This window comes from Pseudoalteromonas xiamenensis, from assembly GCF_030994125.1.
Classification (GTDB): domain Bacteria; phylum Pseudomonadota; class Gammaproteobacteria; order Enterobacterales; family Alteromonadaceae; genus Pseudoalteromonas; species Pseudoalteromonas xiamenensis_B.
Map to the genome: position 1 here is coordinate 845,629 of NZ_CP099917.1, position 19,685 is coordinate 865,313.

Genomic DNA, 19,685 nt, shown 5'->3' on the forward strand with positions numbered 1-19,685 from the left:
GTTACCTCCCGTTAATAAATTACTCATCACCAAACCAACAGATGTTACGTGCAGCCATGATTAGGGCACCTGCTTGCTCATCTGTTATGTCTGTGATCTCTACTAGGTCATCAATACCTTGCTCAGCTAAGTCTTCAAGCGTAATAATACCCTTACTTGCCATAACTAGCGCCGTGTGACGATCTAGGCCTTCCAAAGCTAAAAGCTCATCTGAAGGCTCAGCACCTTCTAAACTTTCTTCGTTTTTAAGTGCTTTCGTTGTTAATGCATCTTTTGCACGGTTACGCAGCTCTTCAACTGTGTCTTCGTCAAGACCATCAATTTCTAAAAACTCAGCAACAGGCACGTACGCAACTTCTTCCAATGAAGAGAAACCTTCGTTGATTAGAAGCGCCGCGAAGTCATCGTCAATGTCTAAGTTTTCAGTGAATAGATTCACTAACTTGTCTGACTCTTCTGCGTTCTTACGCTGCATGTCTTCAACCGTCATCACGTTTAGCTCCCAACCAGTTAGTTGGCTTGCCAAACGAACGTTTTGACCGTTACGACCGATTGCTTGTGCTAGATTGTCTGATTCAACCGCGATGTCCATTGAACGCGAATCTTCGTCAACAACAATTGACGCAACTTCTGCTGGCGCCATTGCATTGATTACGAACTGAGCAGGGTTGTCATCGTAAAGAACGATATCAACGCGCTCGCCACCAAGTTCAGACGAAACCGCTTGTACACGAGCTCCACGCATACCAACACATGCACCAACAGGGTCAATACGTTTGTCGTTTGATTTAACCGCGATTTTTGCACGAGAACCTGGGTCGCGTGCTGCGCCACGTAGTTCAATCATCTCTTCGCCAATTTCTGGCACTTCGATACGGAACAATTCCATCAACATTTCAGGTTTTGAACGTGTAACGAATAGCTGTGCACCACGTGCTTCTGGCTTAACTTCGTAAAGTAAACCACGAACACGATCACCTGGACGGAAGCTTTCGCGTGGCAGCATATCGTCGCGGTAAATTACCGCTTCTGCGTTGTTGCCTAAATCGATAATAACGGCATCACGTGATGCTTTCTTTACGACACCCGTAACTAACTCGCCTTTTTGATCTTTATACGCATCAACAACTAACGCACGCTCAGCTTCACGTACTTTCTGTACGATAACTTGCTTCGCCATTTGCGTTGTAATACGGTCAAACTTGATAGACTCAATTTGTTCTTCTACGTAGTCACCAAGTTGGATTTCTGGCTCGTCGAAACGCGCTGCATCTAGTGTAATTTCTGAAAATGGGTTCTCTAAGCCACCGTTCTCTAATGGCTCAACAACTCTCCAGCGACGGAAAGTATCGTAATCACCAGTTTTACGGTCAATAGAAACACGAACTTCAATCTCACCTTCGTGTTTTTTCTTTGTTGCCGTCGCTAGTGCGAACTCTAAAGCTTCAAAGATTTTTTCTCTTGGAACCGCTTTTTCATTAGAGACGGCCTCTGCCACCAATAATATTTCTTTTGCCATAGGTAATGCCTCGTTTGCCCTGTTCCTTCGCACTCTAATTAGAATTTCGCGATGATGTTGGCACGCTCAACGTTGCTAAGCATTAACATATGCTCTGCACCATCGATCTTCAGCGTGATCACATCACCGTTAATTGCCACTAAATCGCCTTTAAAGTTACGACGACCATCCTGAGGTAATTTAGTACGTAAACGTATTTCCTCACCGACCGCCTGTTCAAAGTGCGCTTGCTTAAACAAAGGTCTGTCAACACCTGGTGATGAGACCTCTAAGGTATACTCGTTTGTAATCGGGTCTTCGACATCCATGATGGCACTCACTTGATGACTGACTTCCGCACAGTTATCCACATTGATGCCATTTTCATGGTCAATGTATACGCGTAGTGTCGAGTGACGACCAGCAGTTACAAACTCAAGACCCAATAGCTCAAAACCAAGTGCTTCTACAGCAGGTTCAAGCATTGCGGTTAAATCTTGCTCGAGTTTTGTCACGAATTTCCTCCATACAAACAAAAAAAGGGCTCGTTGCCCCAGTAAAGCTGTAACATGCTCTAAACCCGATTCTCTGGGTTTAGATACAACAACGCCCCGAACCAAGCGGGGCGTCACACAAAAATCAACGGTGTGGCCAAAGGCCAGCTTGGTTGCGGCAAGAAAGGCTTCATTGAGCATAGTGCTTAAACGCAAAACGCGCATTACAAAGAATGCGCGAACTAGAAACAAACACTAACGTGTTTTCAACGTATTCACTATGCTTAACAAGCACAAGTCTTGGTTGCGGGAGCCGGATTTGAACCGACGACCTTCGGGTTATGAGCCCGACGAGCTACCAGGCTGCTCCATCCCGCGGCAACTGACATTACAAGTAATGTCTAAAACTGGCGCTTATTATAAAGAGTGTTACATTAATAAGCAACCGCAGAGGAAAATAAAGTTCTTTTGTGGATTGTTCTTATTTTATCAACAACTAAACGCAAAAAGCTTGTTCCTGTTTAAGATTTATCTATATTAACGGCTATTTTACCCATTATAGGAAAATTAGAATGAAAAGTAGAGCTTACAAATCTCTTTTAATGAGCATTGCCTTCGGGATGACGTCATCTTATGCAATCGCTGATTCATGCGAAGGTTTTGGTCCTCAGACCCCTCGCGATATTGACAGTGTTCTTGGCGAAAATGCTCGCTCTTTCTCAAAAGCGCCTCAAAGTTCAGAAATGAACTTGTGTAACATCCACTTCCACAAAAATGCTGAACACAAAGCAAAAGATTTTTCTGTTTTTGCAGGCCCTGGTGAACACGGTGGTTACCAATGTAACGCAACGAGCTCATTAACAGCTGCAGAACTCAAAGCACCAAAAGGCAAAGTTTGTAAAAATGTGAAACCAGGTGACACCATTGAAGTGCACTGGGTGCACAGTTCATGTGATGTCAAACCAGGCAAAGGCCTTGGCTCTTGTTTAAACGATAAATGTGCTAACCCAGATTTACGAGTTGAAACTCAAGTTTTCTTAGTGGTTAACGATTCGAATGCACTTGATTTCAATGAACTCGGTTATGATGGTAACGTGGTAAATGGTTATCACCAACCAAAGCATATCCCAGATAACACAGGTAAACCGGTAGAATTTTTAGGTTCGACAACCGGCCCTAAATACACCAGCCAACAATGTTCGCCACTTCAAGTAACGTGGAGCGTTCGTCCGAGCTGTGCCAAAGTTGACATTAACAGTTTGGCAAAATGGTGTGAAAGTAACGAATTCGAAGAAGACCATGCGCATGGTGTTCGTGAGCTAGTAACGGATCCTAAGTTACTGTCTCCAATAAAGTAATTCCAATCCGATATAAATTTGTCAGAAATTACGCACAAATTTTTTCGCGAATGTCGCAAAGTCGACATTCGCTGTCTATACTCAATCCAAACATTCTAGTTTGAGCAAAAGGATGCGCTCCTGATTTTTATTGGGGCGAATATGAGCATATCACCATATCAATACCGCATGTTGACGCAATCACTCGCGGTGGTTAGACCTAACTTTCACTGTTTCTGTGTTTCTTTTAGAAAACAACTCTCAAATTATCAACTCAATACATCATTCACTTTTTCTGACGAAGGGATACTCAATGATGAAAACGAATTTTTTGGATTCGTACATCAATGTGTTGGTTTAATTCTCGAACACAACAATCTGGTCGATTACCTAAGCCAGACGGCTAAAAAGCTGAGTGAGTACAATTTAACAGAGCGCGATATTTGCGTGCTTTGTAACTGTTTCCTAGCCACTATACAGCTTCATCTAGGCAAACAATATACGCTTGCTATGCGAAACGCTTGGCGCCGACTGCTGCATGTCGTGTCAAACATACTCAATCACGAAATGCATGGCCGAACGAACGTAGTTAGCCTGCATGAGCACCGATTGAAAAAATCACAGGCCTCTTAGTGTGGGTTGAGGCAAGAAACGTAACGAATATAGCTAAAACAGTATAGAATGGGACTATCCCATTACATTGATTTGTTTATGGTTAAACTCGGAGAAATTACGAAGCATCAGTTACTTCTTGCCTCGGGTTGCCTTCTTGCCCCATCCGGTTGCGACGTGTTTGATACAACGAACAATAAATTGGAACAGCAGTACTGAAATCAAGATCCTGAACTGCAAGCTGCGTTTTCAGCAATAAGAGAAAATGGCCTCGATACAGTCTCCAAGACGGCTGAAAAAGACAGTCTGCATCCTGTGTCGCTAAGTTTGAAAGTGAGCTTCTTGGATTGTTATCGGCGGTTGAAGGAGCGCTTCAAGACTGCGCAAATTTAACGGTTCTTTTTTCCACAATAGCAGAACTCTCGAGCAAAGAAATTTCACTTGAACCGAGCCCAAATCTGCTTCGTCAGGGTGTGGAAACATTAAATTATCTGCGTACCTTACTGAGTCAATAGGCGTTAGCCGCGCTCAACACTAAATCAATGGACGTCCTTGATCATACGCAAAGACAAAGCGCCGATGTGGGATCACACCGACGTATTTTTATAGCGCAATGTGAAAGGCTGCATTCAACTCAAATTTTAAAGTGAGCCAAATCCTTCCCTAGTTCGTATTGACGTTAATAATGCAGAATGAGCGAAGATGATGCGGACCGGTATCTTCTTTATTTATAAAAATTTTCGATTAGTTAACAATAACGCCTTATCCATTTTTGCCGCGAACGTTGATAGGCTTTTGATCTGTGTCCTTAGAGATGAGACTCGCTATTCAACGCAATGTCTTGCGCGTCGCAAAACCAGTGACGTTGTGTTGAACGCCCACGTTGATGTTGAACGTGAATTCGTCGCACGATTTGCGCAGCTCAATCATGGCGTGGCTCAACTCTCTATGTTCTATTTGCCAGCGTTACTTTCACTGTTGCATGAGCATGCCGTAACGGATTGCGCTTTGCCCTTTCATCCAAGTTATGACTTGTCCCGAATGTGGCTATCTTTACGCGAAAAATGCCAAAACATGCGCTTTCACTCACTCCCCGGCAATACCCTATTTCAAGAATACGAACTGCCTTTCAAGTCAGATTCGTTCCCGAAAACGTTTTCAGATTTTCGCCGAAAAGTAAACGACATTACGATTGCCGAAAACCTCACATCGCAACTGCCCGATTTGCCTAGGTCCGTTTTACCCGTTTGTTCTGATAGACACCCCGTCGTCAAGGCAAAACATGGGGAAAGTGCAGCAGCGCAACACTTACTCGATTACTTTTGCAGTCGCCATCCAAGTCATTATAAAGAAACGCGCAATCAGTTGTCGGGGGAATGGTTTTCAACCGGGTTTTCACCCTTTTTAGCACTCGGTACAGTGAATGTGCACGAAATTCTGAGCCGTTTGCAGGAATACCAACTTGTCTATGGTCAAACTGATTCAACAGAATGGATCTATTTTGAGCTACTTTGGCGAGAGTATTTTTATTGGTACGCGAAAGCGCATGGAATAAAGCTTTTTCTTAGACGCGGGTTAAATTCAATAAATCCACCCTCTTCATTTTATGCCCCAACTTTCAAAACATGGTGCGAGGGCAAAACTGAATCGGATTTAGTGAATGCTATCATGAAGGAACTCAATACAACGGGGTGGATCTCTAATCGAGCTCGTCAAATTACGGCAAGCTACTTGGTCAATGAACTCGGTATCGATTGGCGACACGGGGCAGCTTACTTTGAGCAAACACTGATTGATTATGATGTCGCTATCAATTGGGGAAATTGGCAGTACATCGCTGGCGTTGGCGCTGATCCGAGAGGTGGTCGCCACTTCAATATTGATAAACAAACCCAGCTCTACGATGAACTCGGACATTATCGTAGGCAATGGCTAAAAGAACACAATACAGAACGGTCACTTTAGAATCCATGTCGTCACAACAATACGCTAAACTTCGTCTCATTCTTGGTGATCAACTTAATGCATCACATTCTTGGTATCGTGAAAAACACGAGGACACCGTATATCTAATAGCGGAACTACGCCAAGAAACGGACTACGTTAAACATCATGTACAAAAGGTTTCTGCCTTTTTCGCCGCCATGGAAAACTTTGCTACAGCACTTAACTCAGCAAGGCATCATGTCATTCATTTAACGTTAGACGACACTTGCCATTATCCAACGTTATGCGATCTCATTGCCCATTTCTGTACGAAATTCTCTGTTGACGTTTTTGAGTATCAAAGACCTGATGAATACCGAGTACTGGCACAACTTCGCGCATTCAGCTCGCAGCAAATCTATCAGTGCAACGAGTACGATACGGAACATTTTATGTTGCCCTTCGATGAAATTGAATCAATGTTCGTCAAAGGAAAACATCATACAATGGAATATTTCTATCGTTCGATGAGAAAACGATACAACTTACTTATGGATCATAACAAGCCGATTGGTGGGAAATGGAACTTTGATTCTGAAAATAGGCAATCCTTTAAAGATAACGATTTAAAGGAAATTCCAACACCGGTGTGTTTTGAAAACTCGGTTGAAGCCATACTCGTTCGGCTCGAACATCACCAAGTTAAAACCTTTGGCCAGTCAAACACTCAATTATTATGGCCAGTTAACCGTCAGCAAGCACTTACATTACTGTCTTTTTTTTGTGAACATTTATTACCTCGATTCGGAAAATATCAAGATGCCATGACCTGCCAAAGCCAGCATGCTTGGAGTTTGTATCACTCTCGCCTTTCCTTTGCGCTCAACGTTAAAATGCTGAGTCCAATACAAGTAGTCCAAGCCGCAATTAAAGCCTATGAAACGTCCCCAGAACAAATATCCTTACCACAAGTCGAAGGTTTCACTCGACAAATTGTTGGCTGGCGAGAGTTCATTCGAGGAATTTACTGGCGAAATATGCCTGAATATGAGCAATACAATGCGCTCAATGCACAGCGAGCACTGCCTCAGTACTTTTGGCATGGCGAAACCAAGATGCGCTGCATGAATGAGGTCATTACACAGAGCCTGGACTACGCGTATGCGCATCACATTCAACGACTTATGATCACCGGTAATTTTTGTCTTCTCGCAGGCATAGAGCCTTCACAAGTAGATGATTGGTATTTGGGCATTTACATCGACGCTTTACAATGGGTTGAGCTTCCAAATACAAGGGGAATGAGTCAGCACGCAGATCATGGGATCATTGCAACCAAACCGTATGCTGGCAGCGCCAATTACATTAACAAGATGAGTGATTATTGCAAACATTGCTATTACGACAAAAAATTAAAGCATGGTAAAAAAGCATGCCCATTCAATAGTTTATATTGGCATTTTCTCCATCGTCATCAAAATGCATTTAGCCAGAACCAGCGAATGAGCATGATTTATCGGAATTGGAATAACCAAGCAGATGACGAGAAGAATAAGGTTTTGGAACAAGCTCAACGTTATTTAGATAATCTCGAGAGCCTTTAATCTTATTGCCTTGATCGAAGAAACAATCAAGGCTTCATTTTAAAGGAGTGTGACATCACTAAAACAATCGCCAGCGGCGTTTTTTAGTGCGAATTTTATGAACCCAATTGACCTCAATTGTGCCCTCGGCAATCACACTCGCGGATTCCCTAGCGACCAACTCATAAGTCACTGTTTGAGTGCGGGCGAAGCTATAAAGGTAGTTAACCGTTTGCACTTCCTTCCAACAGCCTATCGGCATCGCTTGGTCTTTTTCACGTAAGCAATATTCTTTTCTATCCGGCATCTGTAAGGTGAAGGTAACATCCGCAAAACAGGTTCGGCCCTCATTCAATGCAACACATTTATTTGGGCTCACTTTCAGAGCTTGTGCTTCTTCCAATGTAATATCTGACGCTTCCGTGCTTGTTGCCGCTAATGAGTGCATTGGTGCACAAATTAACGCCAAAACGAGGAGTTTAGAATACATACTTCACTCCCATAAAAAATACGCGCGCGTAATTCGTTTCGACAATGGGACTGCGCTTTATGCTGCTATCACCAATGATGAACGACGCACCACTACTGAATACCCAACTGTCAGAAATAGCCCTGTTCAGTTCAAATTGAAGAAATACGCTAGTAGCATCGCCAGCATCGTGCTCTGGCCGAAAAGACGTAGCCTCCTCTTCACTCACACCATAATAGTAATTGTGAAAACGCGATGAGTAATAATTCAAACCGAAATTCAGCCACAGATCCCAATTACGTAGCTCAAAATTACGTGTCGCTTCTGCATGAGCAACCCAACCATTTGTTGGGCCAAAAACGTCATAAACCAGTTCCAATGACGTTTGAAAGTTACCGTAAGTACGATAATAAGACAGGCCGAAGGACTGATCTTGGCGGCGTTTTTTAATTCCTTTCAGTTCAGGAATAACGTCATCTTTTTCAAAGTAACCATATTCATCAAACTCAAGTTGGTAGTTTCCGTAAATAACATCAACGCCCCAATCAGGCTCAACAATGAGCTGATAGCCGATATCCGAACCACCATAGAAATCGCCCGTTTTGCTATCGAGATAGAAGTTTTTATATTCGATAGTCACGTCACTTAAAATAGTGAGTCCTTCATATTGACTATCATCACCGGCTAACTTTGGCATGGTCATATTAATACCGTATACGCCAAAAGACAGCTGCCAGCTAAATGCGCCGTCTTGCGGTTCTTGCTGCGCTGCATCCGATTGACTGGCTAAGCACGCGACACTGAAAAATGCAGATAAAACGAAGAGTAGGTATTTCTGTATCATTTTTTTATTTGTCCCTGAATTCTCGCTTAGTCTATCGCAAATTGTAATTAATTTGAATGTTGAGATAAAAAAGCCAGAAATTTTATGTTAACTTTTTATTAATATTTTTGTAACGTATAGTTGTTGTAATCCCGTTCCAACTTATAGAGCAACTACTTTAAGGTTCGCAAAAATGAAAAAAAGATATACTCTCGCGCTACTTCTACCGCTACTTGCAAGCAAAACTTATGCATTTAGCCAAGAAACACATAAACGTATTGTAATTGATGCAGTGAACTACATGGCACAGCATCCTACAACAACTCAATTCTCAAAATTGCAAGCCTATGCGACTAAAAATGGTCTGACTCTTGACCAATTGGCCGACGTATTGGGCCAAGCGGCTTACGATGTTGACGATTTTGAAGACACATTCTTGTGCGGCGCAGTTACAGGTAATTGTGTACAGGCACCACTTTGGGGTGCCGCTGAGAGCATTGTGAAATACACAAGCTACTGGCACTTTCAAAACCACACCCAAGGCGCAGATGCACATGGTAACGATTTTGGTGGATATAATTATGACAAACTAACGGTTTGGGGCAGTGTTGACACGATGGCTGCGACTTGGTTGAAAGGTGACCATTTAGATGATGGCAAAGGAGGTCAATCGGGTTGGTTTGGTGCCGACGGCAGCAAGTACAACAGTTACGGTATCACTGAAGCACATTACCGCATTGACAGCACATCAAGCTACTCGATGTACAAAGATTTCGAAAAAATCCCGTTTCAACCAATCGATAACTTAGGCCAATACTGGTATCAAAATTACCTTGCGTCAGGCCAACCTCAAATCTTAGGTTTTGTGTTCCATACTACAGACCTATTGCAACCGCACCACACATGGACAACGTCTGATCTCAACCATTCTAGTTGGGAATCTTGGGTGAAGGACTATTACGATCAAGAGCTTTTAAACGACCAAGCGCTTGTTACTGAAGCAATGAACTATTACGCACCACTTCGTGCAACAGATAGCGATATTCGTCCATTACTGACTCAAGGTGGTTCATATTCGTATGCGCAAGGTTCAATTGTACTTAACTCTCAGGATCACTATGACCGTGTTCAAATTGGCCGCCAAGTAATTCCACACGCCATTGCAATGGTTGTACAACTTCTGAATCACGCGATGGTAGCGCGTTAATATGCGATTTTCTGTTGTAATTTGGGTGGTAGGGTTTGCTCTACCCCTTTTCGCGCATGCGAGCGTCGAGACTAAACCACTTGAAATGTTGCTTGTGAACGTCCAAAAAGCGAGCGGTCAAAACACCTCTCAACAGCAAGTGCACGAACGTTTGATTGAAAACGAGTTCCTTTTTCAAGAATTAAACACGTACGCTGCAACACTCGTCACGAGACAATCTCAAGTCGGCTTTAGCAATCGCTACCATGCTGAACAACTTGCTATGACGCTGTTAATAAATAATTTTGGTGATATTACCTATCAATCTTTAACGCCTCAGCAGACCTCACCGTTTGATAAAGCTTGGCTGATGAAAGCACTTGGTACGTACCCGGTTTCCGGTGTATACGACAAAAGCGCGTTATCAGTGCTCGACTCGATTCAATTGAAAGGCTTGCCCTTTGCTCTTTCGATGAAAGACATTGTAGAGACTCTCTCAATGCAGAAACGTCTGCGACTGCACCAAGGCGAAACTCAAGTACTCTATGCAGAATTAGACCGACGCTTTCGGATGTTGCAATTGCAAAATGTGCACGCCAAGAAACTAAAGGACTTAGGCATAAGTTACGACGCACTTTATCACGTTGCCCTAACTGAAATAGTACGTGCACCCGCACAAGCCTATTTTGGACTAAAACAACAGATGCACGGCGAACGCAGTGAATATGTTGAACATCTTAAAGGTAAAATATCGAATGCTGACATTTCGAATTTCTATAAAGAAAACAAGACCAGATTTCGCTATGTTGCTTCAGTTGAAGCTTGGGCTGGCTTGTTTAGTTCAAGAAAGCTCGCCGAACAATGTCGAAACTTAGCGCAAGATAAGGCCGCACCAAAAACCGTACTTAACTGCGCACAAGATAAGCCCCTTGAACTGCTTTCACCCACAATTAAGCGGGAAACAATTAGGGGTAACTGGGCCGCACAAGCCGCATTCAATTTACCTGAAGATACGCTTTCACAACCGATACGCACACCAGAGGGAAAATGGCTTGTAATTGCAACGGGAAAACGAGTGTACGACTACTATCTTGAACATAGCGAAACAGTGAAGTATCAAGCAACAACGGCATTACTCACTCAAGTTGCTTTAAAAACGTTTGAAGACAAATTTAGTCGTTGGAAACAAACACTGTGAATACCAAAGTGAAGCTTATTGTCATTTTATCGCTTATTGGCTTTATTGCTTTTTGCATTAATCAGCTCACATCGATTGATGTGAGTGCTCAAAGTGTAAATCAGTCTGCCGAGGTAGCCTCCTCTAGAATGCCCATTGAGGACGAAAGCGATACGTCAATCACTTTCAGAGACGTTAAGTTAAAACCAAGCAAAAGCGAAGAAGCACCTGCGTATGGAGCCGATGTAAAAGCGATCACACCTTCCGAGTACCTTCCGCCAATTGCAAAATCCACTCATGATGAGCAACACTATTCCGGCAATTTGAATGACTATCAAGCCTATGAAGCGTTTCATCACGAAAAGGACAGAGCATTGAAACAAGCCTACGTTCAGGCTGCCACGGAAAAGATATCTGTACTTGAACAACTACTGCAAAAAGGAAAAGAAGCGAATCTGCCTAAAGAGCAACTTCAAGAAGCTATCGATAAAATCGAAGCTCTTCAAGAGCTTACAAATAAAATTAAGTCTGAGTTAAAAAGTAAAAATTAAAAGGGGGGATACTCTTCCCCCATGATCAATTAAAATGGGTATCTTTACACTTTAATGGAAACGCCAGACAAATATCCGTAGGTATAATGATAATGTCTCGGAACTCCACATCCACTTTTGCCGATGAGTTAGGCACATATACAACCGATAATAGTAGTGACATTGCTAACGCTTTCATAATACTTACCACCTTTAATTTAGTAATAGTTAATGATTGACGTGCCTATATTTACTCGAAGCCATACAATTGTTAATTCACTTGACGTAATCATTATGAAATCTTTCTGAAACCTTTCTGTATGATCTTGTTTTTAAAAAATATATAAAAAAAAATTCACCTACAAAGGGATCGATAGAAGCTCAGAACTATCTCCCGAATCACTACGCAAAACCACTTTCATTTCTTTTTTCAAAACACTGAATTTCGGTTTTACCAATTGGTAGCTGAATTGAGTTTTCGTCAGCTCTGGTTGTTCAACATTCGACAGATCAAGTTGAAAAAAGGACACGTCAACTAAATCGTGTTCTGACCAAATAACACTATTTCCAATGACATCCCAAAACGTGTTTCCAGAAAGTATTGCAACTCTATTTAGGTTTTCGAGGTTGTTATCAGCTAAATTAAGAAGGTACATTTCTCCGCTTTCTTTTACAACGACCAACCTATTCCCCATTGTTCGAACATACTTGAAATTATCTAATAGCTTGATATTTTCGCCGCTTCCCACTTTATGGCGTACTAACTCCCAGTTATTTTCGCCTTTCGTGGTGAAGTAAACGTATTCACCATTATTGGACAAAGTTGCATCACCAACATATATGTCACTCGAAGTAATACGCTCAATACTTGAGTTTTCGTAATCTAAATATACAAGTTGGTTGCCTTCTAAAAATAGAAAAATGGGCTCAGCTCCACTTCCCATTAAGCCTGTCAATTGCGAATCGGATGCATAGAGTGGCTTCGAATGATTTCCTTGCAAATCAACTTTATTAATTTCGTTCACATTATCCCGTTCGATAATCACAATACGCGCATCGTCTGCGTTTGAATCAAACATTTGTATTGTGTCGTCTTCAAGTTTCAGAATCCGTGTAGTTTCGAAATTAGATACTGGCAATTCACGCTCGTAATAGAGCGCTTCGGATTTTTTTCTTCCAATTGCGATAACTGAATTGTTTAACTGATCATAGGTAAAGATGCCTAATTTTTCGTCCGCGACAACAAGCTCAGAGCTTGCGTTTATTAAGTGGAGTTTATGCAGACCTAAACTGGAGGAATAGATAATCTCGTTCTCATTTACCCATTGCACGTCAAATACAGCGTCGTCTAATACTTTCCCGAATACTCTCTTATTATTTCTTCTATCAAGAACTCGGATATCATATCGATTCTGAAAACTATCAAAACGAACAACAGCAATTTTTTCAGCACTTGGCGACACAGCTACTTGTAAGTCGTTTAGCTCTTTATTAGGGCTGAAGGTAACCGGACTTACTTCTTTTGTCGTGGTATCGTATCGATTTAACACGATTGGTTCAGATGGGAACTTAGTGCCTGTAAAATACAACGCATTATCCTTTTCCACATTAACGAGGTCGCTAATCAAGTAGTAATCCCGCAATAGAACGTCGACTTTCTGGTCTTCGATTGAAACAGAATTGAGTGAACTATTCCCTTCTATTAGATCGATAAAATACAGTTTTTTTTCGTCATTCGAAAACGACAGACTGATTGGAAAGTGAGCGTCACTTGAAATTGGTACAGTGTTTATACCGTCACTAGCATAAAATATCTGATACCCATCTTTTTGAGACAGACTACCTGCATAAGCAAGTTTCCCCGTGCGACTTTTGGCGATTGCTACTTTGTCGCCAGGTAATGATTGGATAATCTGAATATCTTCTGGTTTTTCAACAAATATTAGTACGCTAACCGTCCCCAAAAATAGAATTATGGCGATTGCACAAGCGACTATGACTTTAGCGTGTATGTAAGATACTTTAGATAATCTCTGTTTCGCAGTTTCATGTGTATGTTCATTTAAAGCCTCAATGTGTACCGGTATTTCTTCGTCCACGAAATTTACATGACAAACAAGCTTGTATCCGCGCTTGGGTGTTGATCGAATAAACCTAGGTTCTTTAGGGTTGTCACTTAATACTTGCCTTAACTTACTAATACAACGTCTAACTGCTGCGTCACATACAAGAGTTCCATTCCATAGATTGTCATGTAGTTCACTCACAGAAACATATCTATCTTTGTTGTCAAACAAGTATAAAAGTACAGCAAACACTTTTGGTTCTAGACCGACATTTTGCTCATTTACTACTATGTGCATTTCTTCCTTGCACACAAAAATAGTTTCCATATTGCCCTCTCACGACCTGATTTATTGCCAAAAAAAACACTAATTCTATAAAAAACAGATACGTACATTTTGGTTACGCAAATTTTACAATTTGCTTATTCCATGCAGATTGTAAGGTTTTTATATTGACTAGTGCAAGCAAGTAAATACTGATTTTTAAGAAAAATGTTGGAGTTTGAGAAATGAAAAAATTGGACGTTCTAAAGAACAAACTCAGCAAAAATGAGATTCAACTCCCAAACTCACAGCCTGGGCAATTAACAAATATAACAAAACACTTACATTCATGTGATTCCTGTAATAACCAAGGCGGATGTGACCAGAAAAGTGAAACTTCCGCCGAAAACATGGCTTTAGTGTCTCCATTGCGAATTCTGTAGATGCGGCCGTTCACCCCCGCTTCTACGGTCTTAACATTAGGGTGAGCACATTTAAGGAAAAAATTATGAAAAACATGAATAACTTAAAAAATCTAGTAAAGAAAAACAACGTTAAAGCTTCAGATAATGTACTGCAAATTATGCGTACTCAGGGCTGTTCAAGCTGCTGCAGTATGATGGATGGCGGTAACGTCAAACAACAGTAACAAGGATTTGCGATGAAACTTGAAACCCTAAAAGCACAAGTAAAGGCACAAAATATGAAGTCTTCAGACCGTGCTTTGGAAATCATGCGCACTCAAGGCTGCTCAAGTTGTTGCAGCATGGGTGACGGCGGTAACTCTAAAGAAATGAAGTGAGAACTACATGAACATTGAAAAACTAAAAGAACTTTCTAAAGCCAAAAACCTGTCTGCATCAAAACAAGTGTTAGACATCATGCGTGTACAGGGTTGTTCAAGCTGCTGCAGCTTGAGTAGCGGTGGCAACGCCAAAGAAATGAAGTAATCCACACGGTAGGTATTCAGTCCTTTTGGCATAGGTAGTTTGCACACCGATGCAATCACGAAACATAAAGAGATAAACAAAATGAATATTGAAAAACTTAAAAAGTTATCACAAACCAAGAACATGGCAGCGTCAAAGCAAGTTCTTGAAATTATGCGAGTTCAAGGCTGCTCTAGCTGTTGTAGTTTGAGCAGCGGTGGAAACGCGAAAGCGCAATAAGATTTGGGCTAACTAAATCGACTTGAAAAAGTCACTTGACCCGGAATGTTGATATTGCAAAAGGATTTGCTTCAGTGACTTTGTAATATTTGAACAACAAGAGAGTAATGCGATGAATATCGAGAAGCTAAAAAAACTATCACAAGCAAAAAATATGGCAGCATCTAAGCAAGTACTTGAAATCATGCGAGTACAAGGGTGCTCAAGCTGCTGCAGCTTAAGTGATGGTGGAAATCCAAAGCAGCAGCGTTAATTGCTACTTAAATCTTCATCGATCTACCGGCTATGTCGGTAGATCTCTTCGCGACGTGTTAAACATTAATAACTATAAAAAGGTGTACTCATGGTACAGGCGCTAAAGAAAGACATTCTGCTTTCTTCCCAAGAAGAAGAAGGAATTGTTTACCTTGAAAGACAACTTCCAGACAGTTCAAAAGTTCAAATAAAAATTCATCCGTTGCAAGCTTTTATCATGACACTTTTTGATGGTACACGAGAGACTGATGAAGCAATTCATGTACTCTCTGAAGTCATGGAATTAGGGTTGGAAGAAGCCAAAGATATCGTCAATAAAGTATTAGATAGATACAGCCTTTTTTTCAGTGAATTAGAGAAAACGTCAATAGCTTATACTTCTCATAATCCAGGTGACTTTATTTTTAAAGGTGATGACTCCATCATTTTAAGTAGTCGAGAAGATGCTCCTAGTGCCATGATTTGGGTCGTGACCGAAGATTGCAACCGCAAATGTAAGTATTGCTATAAAGATGCAAAATACATTGAAAACGGCTTCGCTACTGACATTAAATTTCCATATAGTCGCGTTGTAAAAGTAATAGATGAAGCAGCTCTGATAGGTGTCAATCGTCTGATATTTACAGGTGGAGAACCACTGCTCAGGCCTGACCTTCCCGAAATTATTACACATACCATTGAACAGAACATCGTTCCTGTCGTTATTACCAAATATCGTATAGAAGGCGAGTTGATGGAACGCCTGTCCGCAAGTGGCCTTGAAGATATACACATCAGTCTCGATTCGATTGATCCCGAAGACGTACTTGAATTAGTAGGCGTAGAAAATGCACTTGAAGATATGTTGGTGTCAATTCGCGAATGCGTGAAACATGGAATAAAAGTAATTCTCCGTCCAGTGATGACCGCTATCAATGTTGAAAAACTAGAAAAAACAATTGATACAACTTACCAAATGGGTGTACGTCACTTCATCATTGACGTCTACGGACAAACTTGTGGCCGTCACGAGCCAAAATTTTTACTAACGAAAGAACACGAAATTAAACTCATGTCTGATGTAGAAATTTTACGTAAACGCTATCCCCGCGCCATTTTCTCTTTCAATTTCGAGCAAAAAACAGACAAAGGGACTAAAGGCTGTATGGAGGGTCTGAGGGGGATTACCGTTCAACCAGACGGAACGGCTGTCAAATGTGAGCACATTGCACCTGGCCCACACAACACATTTGGAAATCTGAACGAGAGTGGATTGTTGGACATTTGGATTTCTGAAAAAACCAAAGAAATCGTTATTCCAAGTCGTAAATTCTTCAAAGGTACAGCATGCTACAAATGCGATTTGTTTAGAGATTGTAATTACGTTCGTGGACGTTGCACTGTTTCAGCTAAAAGTAAATTCGGCACAATCCACGCGCCTGATGTGTATTGTCCAATAGGTGAATTTAAACGTTCGAATCATATCGATGTAAAAATCGTTTCAGCATAAGGAGAACGTGATGAAATATTTTGGCAAGCTTGCACATGTAGAACATAAGAATGGGCAATATTACTTACAGTACTTACCAACGATTCAAGGTGAAGTTGGACCTCGACTTCCTCTCCATCCTCTAGTCGTTTTCATACTAATTAAATTAGATGAACAGAAAACCGTCGCCGAGGTCGTATCAGAGCTCACGCAATCATTTGATATTAGCAGCAATGACGCACAAGAAATCACTGACGATGTCGATGTCGTCTTTGAACGACATTTTTCAGAGCAAACACCTGATCCAGAACGTTTAAATGTCGATAAGCCAATGTTGATGTCAATGATTAATGAACTGAGAACACTCGGGGAATTTAAGACTCGGAACACTGTTTTCATAGGAAATCGCTCCCCGTTCCCGCTTACGTTACAGTGGCTGGTTACTGATTATTGTAATCGTAAGTGCGTTTACTGCTATCAAGGTGCACCACTAAGCAGTAAGGCCAGTGATTCGATAGTTGACGAAAACGTCATCAAACGACTTATCCGAGAAGCCGCTCAGCTCGGTACAAAAGAAATTTTCTTAACAGGTGGAGAACCTCTGTTGCGAGAGGGTATTTACGACATCATCGTTTATGCTTTAGAGCAAGGTCTTACGCCGGATTTCGTTACTAAGCAATTCATCAATGAACACGATGCACAAAAAATGGCTAAAGCCGGCCTCAAAGATGCCTATCTTAGCATTGATAGCCTTGAAAAAGATTCGGCATCGGAACTTACCGGCATTGGTGGATTTGCTCGCAAAATATCTCAATCGGTTCAAAATTTAGTCTCTGCAGGTATTCGTGTGCACGCAAAATCCTTGCTGACTTCGATAAACGCACATGCCTACAAAGAAACGCTAGAGCTTCTAGAAAGTCTGGGGGCTTCATCAATCACAATTGATACCTATTCGGACAATCTTCAAAGGCACGATGACAAACTAAGAGCATCAACTGATCAATTACAGGTAGTTCAATCAATCGTTGATGACTTCAAAGCAAGCAATCCAGATCTTACTGTTTATTATCGCTCAGATTTCAGTGTAAACGACCTAAATTACGATATTGATGGCTTTATCTGCCACAACGGCCGAACGCAATTATTGTTTTATCCAAATGGAGACATTTCTAAATGCGATAAAAAGTTGCCGGGTGGCGACATGATTGTGGGTAGTGTTTTAAATCAAAGTGTATTCGACGCATGGTACAGCGACAGCTTACTCGAATCTCTCGATCCACCTCGAGAAAAATACAAAGGTACGCCATGTTTCAGTTGTGATTACTTTGACACCTGTAACATTCGAGGACGTTGTTATTACGGAGCATATATGTCAACCGGAACACTTTATGGTCCACAAGAAGGTGCATGTAAATTTATGGTAGGAGTTAAAAGTGTTTGCTAATTGTTATCCAAAATTAAAACCAAAATCGAGACTAACAAAAGAAACAAACCGTGTTGTATTGTACGAGGTAGACCGTGGAGAGAAATTTTTATCTCTTCACCCTATTCATGCATTAGCACTTACACTTTGTGATGGAAGTTCGAGTTTCGAAGCTATTTCGACAGGATTATCTGAAGTTTTTGATTATTCTCCCTTACAAGCTAAGGAATTAGTCAGTGATTTATTGAAGCAAGCTTATGAGTTTATCGATCTAGGATCTGAGCCGTATTCTGAATTAAACGACCGCTACGATCCGTCAGAATTTGTTTATGAGCCTACAGAAGCAAAATGGACGAATAAACTAGAAGTACCTAATACTGTCGTCTGGATGACGACAAATCGGTGTCCTGCAGATTGTGTATATTGCGTGATACCAACACTCAAAGCCAATGAGTTTGCCCCGAATGAACTTAACACCGAACAAGCGTTTCACTTCCTAAAAGAATGTGTTGACCTTGGTGTAAAATATATCAACTTACACGGTGGTGATCCATTTCTCAGAAAAGACATGGTCGAAATTATCGAGTATTTACTTTCAAATGATATTTTCGTCGATGTTTCAACGAAGATGCCACTGCGGGAATCGCTCATTGAGCGCCTAGCTAAAGCTGGATTAGATACCTTACAAGTTAGTGTAGACAGTAATTTGCCTAAGCTTGCTGACGAGATCGTGCGTGTTAAAAACTGGCTACCTAAAATCAATCAAACCATCGATCTTTGTCAAAAATACAATTTAAAGGTTCGAGCGAATATCGTAGTCACAACAAAAAATATTAACGGCATTCCTTCGCTGCTGAATTATCTGATTAATCGGAAAAACATAAAAGATATTGGTATGTCGGCCTATTTACGCTCCGAGCATAAGCATGATGACTCATTGCTTATTACTCAAGAACAGCGTGAACGACTAATTCAACAAGTTAATGAAATATCAGCTCAATATCCTGATGTCAAAATAGGTAATATTTCAGCAATCAGCGAACGTGATATCTCGCTTTCTATTCCTGGGTTTGGATCCTGTTCCGGAGGTAAAACTGCATTGGTTGTTGGCTCAGATGGTGAATGTGCAACCTGCGACAGAACCATGCCTTATTCGGAAGCCCGCATCGGAAATGTGAAAGAGTCATCGATAGCCGATATTTGGAACGGCAACGCTCTTGAATATTTACTCGACCCGCCGATGGAAGCTTACAAAGGAACATCTTGCTATGAATGTGACCACTTTCAGCAATGCAATGTAAGACAACGATGCTTCTATCGCGCAAGGTTAATTAATGGAAAACTGTTTGCACCTGATTACCTTTGCGCAAAATTACCTGAGCCACCTATCGAAATGTTTTGAGGT

At 41.3% G+C, this 19,685-nt stretch carries 20 protein-coding genes and 1 tRNA gene; 15 read left to right on the plus strand and 6 right to left on the minus strand.

What is annotated here, in order from left to right; translation table 11 throughout:
• Nucleotides 1–19: 19 nt before the first annotated feature.
• From nusA to NI389_RS03870, 3 genes are all read right to left on the minus strand, one after another.
• Nucleotides 20–1,519, minus strand: a complete 1,500-nt coding sequence (nusA, locus tag NI389_RS03860) for a transcription termination factor NusA (RefSeq protein ID WP_308361674.1) — start codon at nucleotides 1,517–1,519, stop codon at nucleotides 20–22.
• Between the two features lie 38 nt (nucleotides 1,520–1,557).
• On the minus strand, nucleotides 1,558–2,013 hold the full coding sequence (rimP, locus tag NI389_RS03865) for a ribosome maturation factor RimP (protein ID WP_208843733.1): 456 nt from the start codon (nucleotides 2,011–2,013) through the stop codon (nucleotides 1,558–1,560).
• A gap of 280 nt (nucleotides 2,014–2,293) precedes the next feature.
• A tRNA-Met gene (locus tag NI389_RS03870) sits at nucleotides 2,294–2,370 on the minus strand.
• Between the two features lie 224 nt (nucleotides 2,371–2,594).
• On the opposite strand from NI389_RS03870, the gene NI389_RS03875 reads away from it, so the two are divergent.
• The 4 genes from NI389_RS03875 to NI389_RS03890 all read left to right on the plus strand — a co-directional run bounded on the left by NI389_RS03875 (nucleotide 2,595) and on the right by NI389_RS03890 (nucleotide 7,471).
• The gene (locus tag NI389_RS03875; RefSeq protein ID WP_308362491.1) at nucleotides 2,595–3,350 is read left to right on the plus strand and encodes a delta-class carbonic anhydrase; all 756 of its coding nucleotides are present in this window, start codon (nucleotides 2,595–2,597) and stop codon (nucleotides 3,348–3,350) included.
• Nucleotides 3,351–3,491: 141 nt separating this feature from the next.
• Nucleotides 3,492–3,962 (plus strand): globin, encoded by a 471-nt coding sequence (locus NI389_RS03880; RefSeq protein WP_308361675.1) that lies wholly within the window; start codon nucleotides 3,492–3,494, stop codon nucleotides 3,960–3,962.
• Between the two features lie 681 nt (nucleotides 3,963–4,643).
• Entirely contained in the window at nucleotides 4,644–5,906 is a 1,263-nt protein-coding gene (locus NI389_RS03885; RefSeq protein ID WP_308361676.1) for a DASH family cryptochrome, read from the plus strand.
• Between the two features lie 5 nt (nucleotides 5,907–5,911).
• On the plus strand, nucleotides 5,912–7,471 hold the full coding sequence (locus tag NI389_RS03890) for a cryptochrome/photolyase family protein (protein ID WP_308362493.1): 1,560 nt from the start codon (nucleotides 5,912–5,914) through the stop codon (nucleotides 7,469–7,471).
• A 58-nt stretch (nucleotides 7,472–7,529) separates the two neighbouring features.
• On the opposite strand, the gene NI389_RS03895 is transcribed toward NI389_RS03890, so the two are convergent.
• Both NI389_RS03895 and NI389_RS03900 read right to left on the minus strand, forming a co-directional pair.
• Nucleotides 7,530–7,940: a DUF3019 domain-containing protein gene (locus NI389_RS03895; RefSeq protein ID WP_308361677.1), complete on the minus strand. Its 411-nt coding sequence runs from the start codon at nucleotides 7,938–7,940 to the stop codon at nucleotides 7,530–7,532.
• A complete protein-coding gene (locus NI389_RS03900) occupies nucleotides 7,930–8,763 on the minus strand; it encodes a MipA/OmpV family protein (RefSeq protein WP_308361678.1) in 834 nt (277 codons plus the stop codon). The genes NI389_RS03895 and NI389_RS03900 overlap by 11 nt, the downstream gene beginning before the upstream one ends.
• A 172-nt stretch (nucleotides 8,764–8,935) precedes the next feature.
• Here NI389_RS03900 and NI389_RS03905 point away from each other — a divergent pair, with 172 nt between their 5' ends.
• The 3 genes from NI389_RS03905 to NI389_RS03915 are packed head-to-tail and all read left to right on the plus strand — an operon-like array spanning nucleotide 8,936 to nucleotide 11,656.
• Complete coding sequence (locus NI389_RS03905) at nucleotides 8,936–9,949, plus strand: phospholipase (protein WP_308361679.1); 1,014 nt, start codon at nucleotides 8,936–8,938, stop codon at nucleotides 9,947–9,949.
• A 1-nt stretch (nucleotide 9,950) separates the two neighbouring features.
• A complete protein-coding gene (locus NI389_RS03910; protein ID WP_308361680.1) occupies nucleotides 9,951–11,126 on the plus strand; it encodes a peptidylprolyl isomerase in 1,176 nt (391 codons plus the stop codon).
• Nucleotides 11,123–11,656 (plus strand): hypothetical protein, encoded by a 534-nt coding sequence (locus NI389_RS03915; protein WP_308361681.1) that lies wholly within the window; start codon nucleotides 11,123–11,125, stop codon nucleotides 11,654–11,656. The genes NI389_RS03910 and NI389_RS03915 overlap by 4 nt, the downstream gene beginning before the upstream one ends.
• A 338-nt stretch (nucleotides 11,657–11,994) precedes the next feature.
• Here NI389_RS03915 and NI389_RS03920 read toward each other — a convergent pair whose 3' ends face one another.
• Entirely contained in the window at nucleotides 11,995–13,998 is a 2,004-nt protein-coding gene (locus NI389_RS03920; RefSeq protein WP_308361682.1) for a winged helix-turn-helix domain-containing protein, read from the minus strand.
• Between the two features lie 475 nt (nucleotides 13,999–14,473).
• Between NI389_RS03920 and NI389_RS03925 the strand changes: the two genes are divergently transcribed.
• The 8 genes from NI389_RS03925 to NI389_RS03960 all read left to right on the plus strand — a co-directional run bounded on the left by NI389_RS03925 (nucleotide 14,474) and on the right by NI389_RS03960 (nucleotide 19,682).
• Nucleotides 14,474–14,614 (plus strand): hypothetical protein, encoded by a 141-nt coding sequence (locus NI389_RS03925; RefSeq protein ID WP_308361683.1) that lies wholly within the window; start codon nucleotides 14,474–14,476, stop codon nucleotides 14,612–14,614.
• A gap of 12 nt (nucleotides 14,615–14,626) precedes the next feature.
• Nucleotides 14,627–14,767: a hypothetical protein gene (locus NI389_RS03930; RefSeq protein WP_308361684.1), complete on the plus strand. Its 141-nt coding sequence runs from the start codon at nucleotides 14,627–14,629 to the stop codon at nucleotides 14,765–14,767.
• 7 nt (nucleotides 14,768–14,774) lie between these two features.
• On the plus strand, nucleotides 14,775–14,915 hold the full coding sequence (locus NI389_RS03935) for a hypothetical protein (protein WP_308361685.1): 141 nt from the start codon (nucleotides 14,775–14,777) through the stop codon (nucleotides 14,913–14,915).
• A gap of 81 nt (nucleotides 14,916–14,996) precedes the next feature.
• Entirely contained in the window at nucleotides 14,997–15,134 is a 138-nt protein-coding gene (locus tag NI389_RS03940; protein WP_308361687.1) for a hypothetical protein, read from the plus strand.
• A gap of 112 nt (nucleotides 15,135–15,246) precedes the next feature.
• Nucleotides 15,247–15,387 carry a hypothetical protein gene (locus tag NI389_RS03945; protein WP_308361688.1) on the plus strand — a complete coding sequence of 47 codons (141 nt, stop codon included), beginning with the start codon at nucleotides 15,247–15,249 and terminating at the stop codon, nucleotides 15,385–15,387.
• Nucleotides 15,388–15,477: 90 nt separating this feature from the next.
• Nucleotides 15,478–16,878, plus strand: coding sequence for a radical SAM/SPASM domain-containing protein (locus NI389_RS03950; RefSeq protein WP_308361689.1), 1,401 nt, complete (start codon nucleotides 15,478–15,480; stop codon nucleotides 16,876–16,878).
• Nucleotides 16,879–16,888: 10 nt separating this feature from the next.
• Entirely contained in the window at nucleotides 16,889–18,301 is a 1,413-nt protein-coding gene (locus NI389_RS03955) for a radical SAM/SPASM domain-containing protein (RefSeq protein WP_308361690.1), read from the plus strand.
• Nucleotides 18,291–19,682: a radical SAM/SPASM domain-containing protein gene (locus NI389_RS03960; RefSeq protein WP_308361691.1), complete on the plus strand. Its 1,392-nt coding sequence runs from the start codon at nucleotides 18,291–18,293 to the stop codon at nucleotides 19,680–19,682. Before NI389_RS03955 ends, NI389_RS03960 begins: the two co-directional genes overlap by 11 nt.
• Nucleotides 19,683–19,685: the final 3 nt, after the last annotated feature.

What these genes read in the sequence shown, in the direction of transcription:
- NI389_RS03880 (WP_308361675.1), top strand. Translation starts at nt 3,492, where the DNA reads ATGAGCATATCACCATATCAATACCGCATGTTGACGCAATCACTCGCG.
- NI389_RS03940 (WP_308361687.1), top strand. Translation starts at nt 14,997, where the DNA reads ATGAATATTGAAAAACTTAAAAAGTTATCACAAACCAAGAACATGGCA.
- NI389_RS03890 (WP_308362493.1), top strand. Translation starts at nt 5,912, where the DNA reads ATGTCGTCACAACAATACGCTAAACTTCGTCTCATTCTTGGTGATCAA.
- NI389_RS03875 (WP_308362491.1), top strand. Translation starts at nt 2,595, where the DNA reads ATGAGCATTGCCTTCGGGATGACGTCATCTTATGCAATCGCTGATTCA.
- NI389_RS03920 (WP_308361682.1), bottom strand. Translation starts at nt 13,998, where the DNA reads ATGCACATAGTAGTAAATGAGCAAAATGTCGGTCTAGAACCAAAAGTG.
- NI389_RS03930 (WP_308361684.1), top strand. Translation starts at nt 14,627, where the DNA reads ATGAAACTTGAAACCCTAAAAGCACAAGTAAAGGCACAAAATATGAAG.
- NI389_RS03905 (WP_308361679.1), top strand. Translation starts at nt 8,936, where the DNA reads ATGAAAAAAAGATATACTCTCGCGCTACTTCTACCGCTACTTGCAAGC.
- nusA (WP_308361674.1), bottom strand. Translation starts at nt 1,519, where the DNA reads ATGGCAAAAGAAATATTATTGGTGGCAGAGGCCGTCTCTAATGAAAAA.
- NI389_RS03895 (WP_308361677.1), bottom strand. Translation starts at nt 7,940, where the DNA reads ATGTATTCTAAACTCCTCGTTTTGGCGTTAATTTGTGCACCAATGCAC.
- NI389_RS03925 (WP_308361683.1), top strand. Translation starts at nt 14,474, where the DNA reads ATGAAAAACATGAATAACTTAAAAAATCTAGTAAAGAAAAACAACGTT.
- NI389_RS03955 (WP_308361690.1), top strand. Translation starts at nt 16,889, where the DNA reads ATGAAATATTTTGGCAAGCTTGCACATGTAGAACATAAGAATGGGCAA.
- NI389_RS03900 (WP_308361678.1), bottom strand. Translation starts at nt 8,763, where the DNA reads ATGATACAGAAATACCTACTCTTCGTTTTATCTGCATTTTTCAGTGTC.
- NI389_RS03945 (WP_308361688.1), top strand. Translation starts at nt 15,247, where the DNA reads ATGAATATCGAGAAGCTAAAAAAACTATCACAAGCAAAAAATATGGCA.
- NI389_RS03885 (WP_308361676.1), top strand. Translation starts at nt 4,644, where the DNA reads ATGATGCGGACCGGTATCTTCTTTATTTATAAAAATTTTCGATTAGTT.
- NI389_RS03910 (WP_308361680.1), top strand. Translation starts at nt 9,951, where the DNA reads ATGCGATTTTCTGTTGTAATTTGGGTGGTAGGGTTTGCTCTACCCCTT.
- NI389_RS03950 (WP_308361689.1), top strand. Translation starts at nt 15,478, where the DNA reads ATGGTACAGGCGCTAAAGAAAGACATTCTGCTTTCTTCCCAAGAAGAA.
- NI389_RS03935 (WP_308361685.1), top strand. Translation starts at nt 14,775, where the DNA reads ATGAACATTGAAAAACTAAAAGAACTTTCTAAAGCCAAAAACCTGTCT.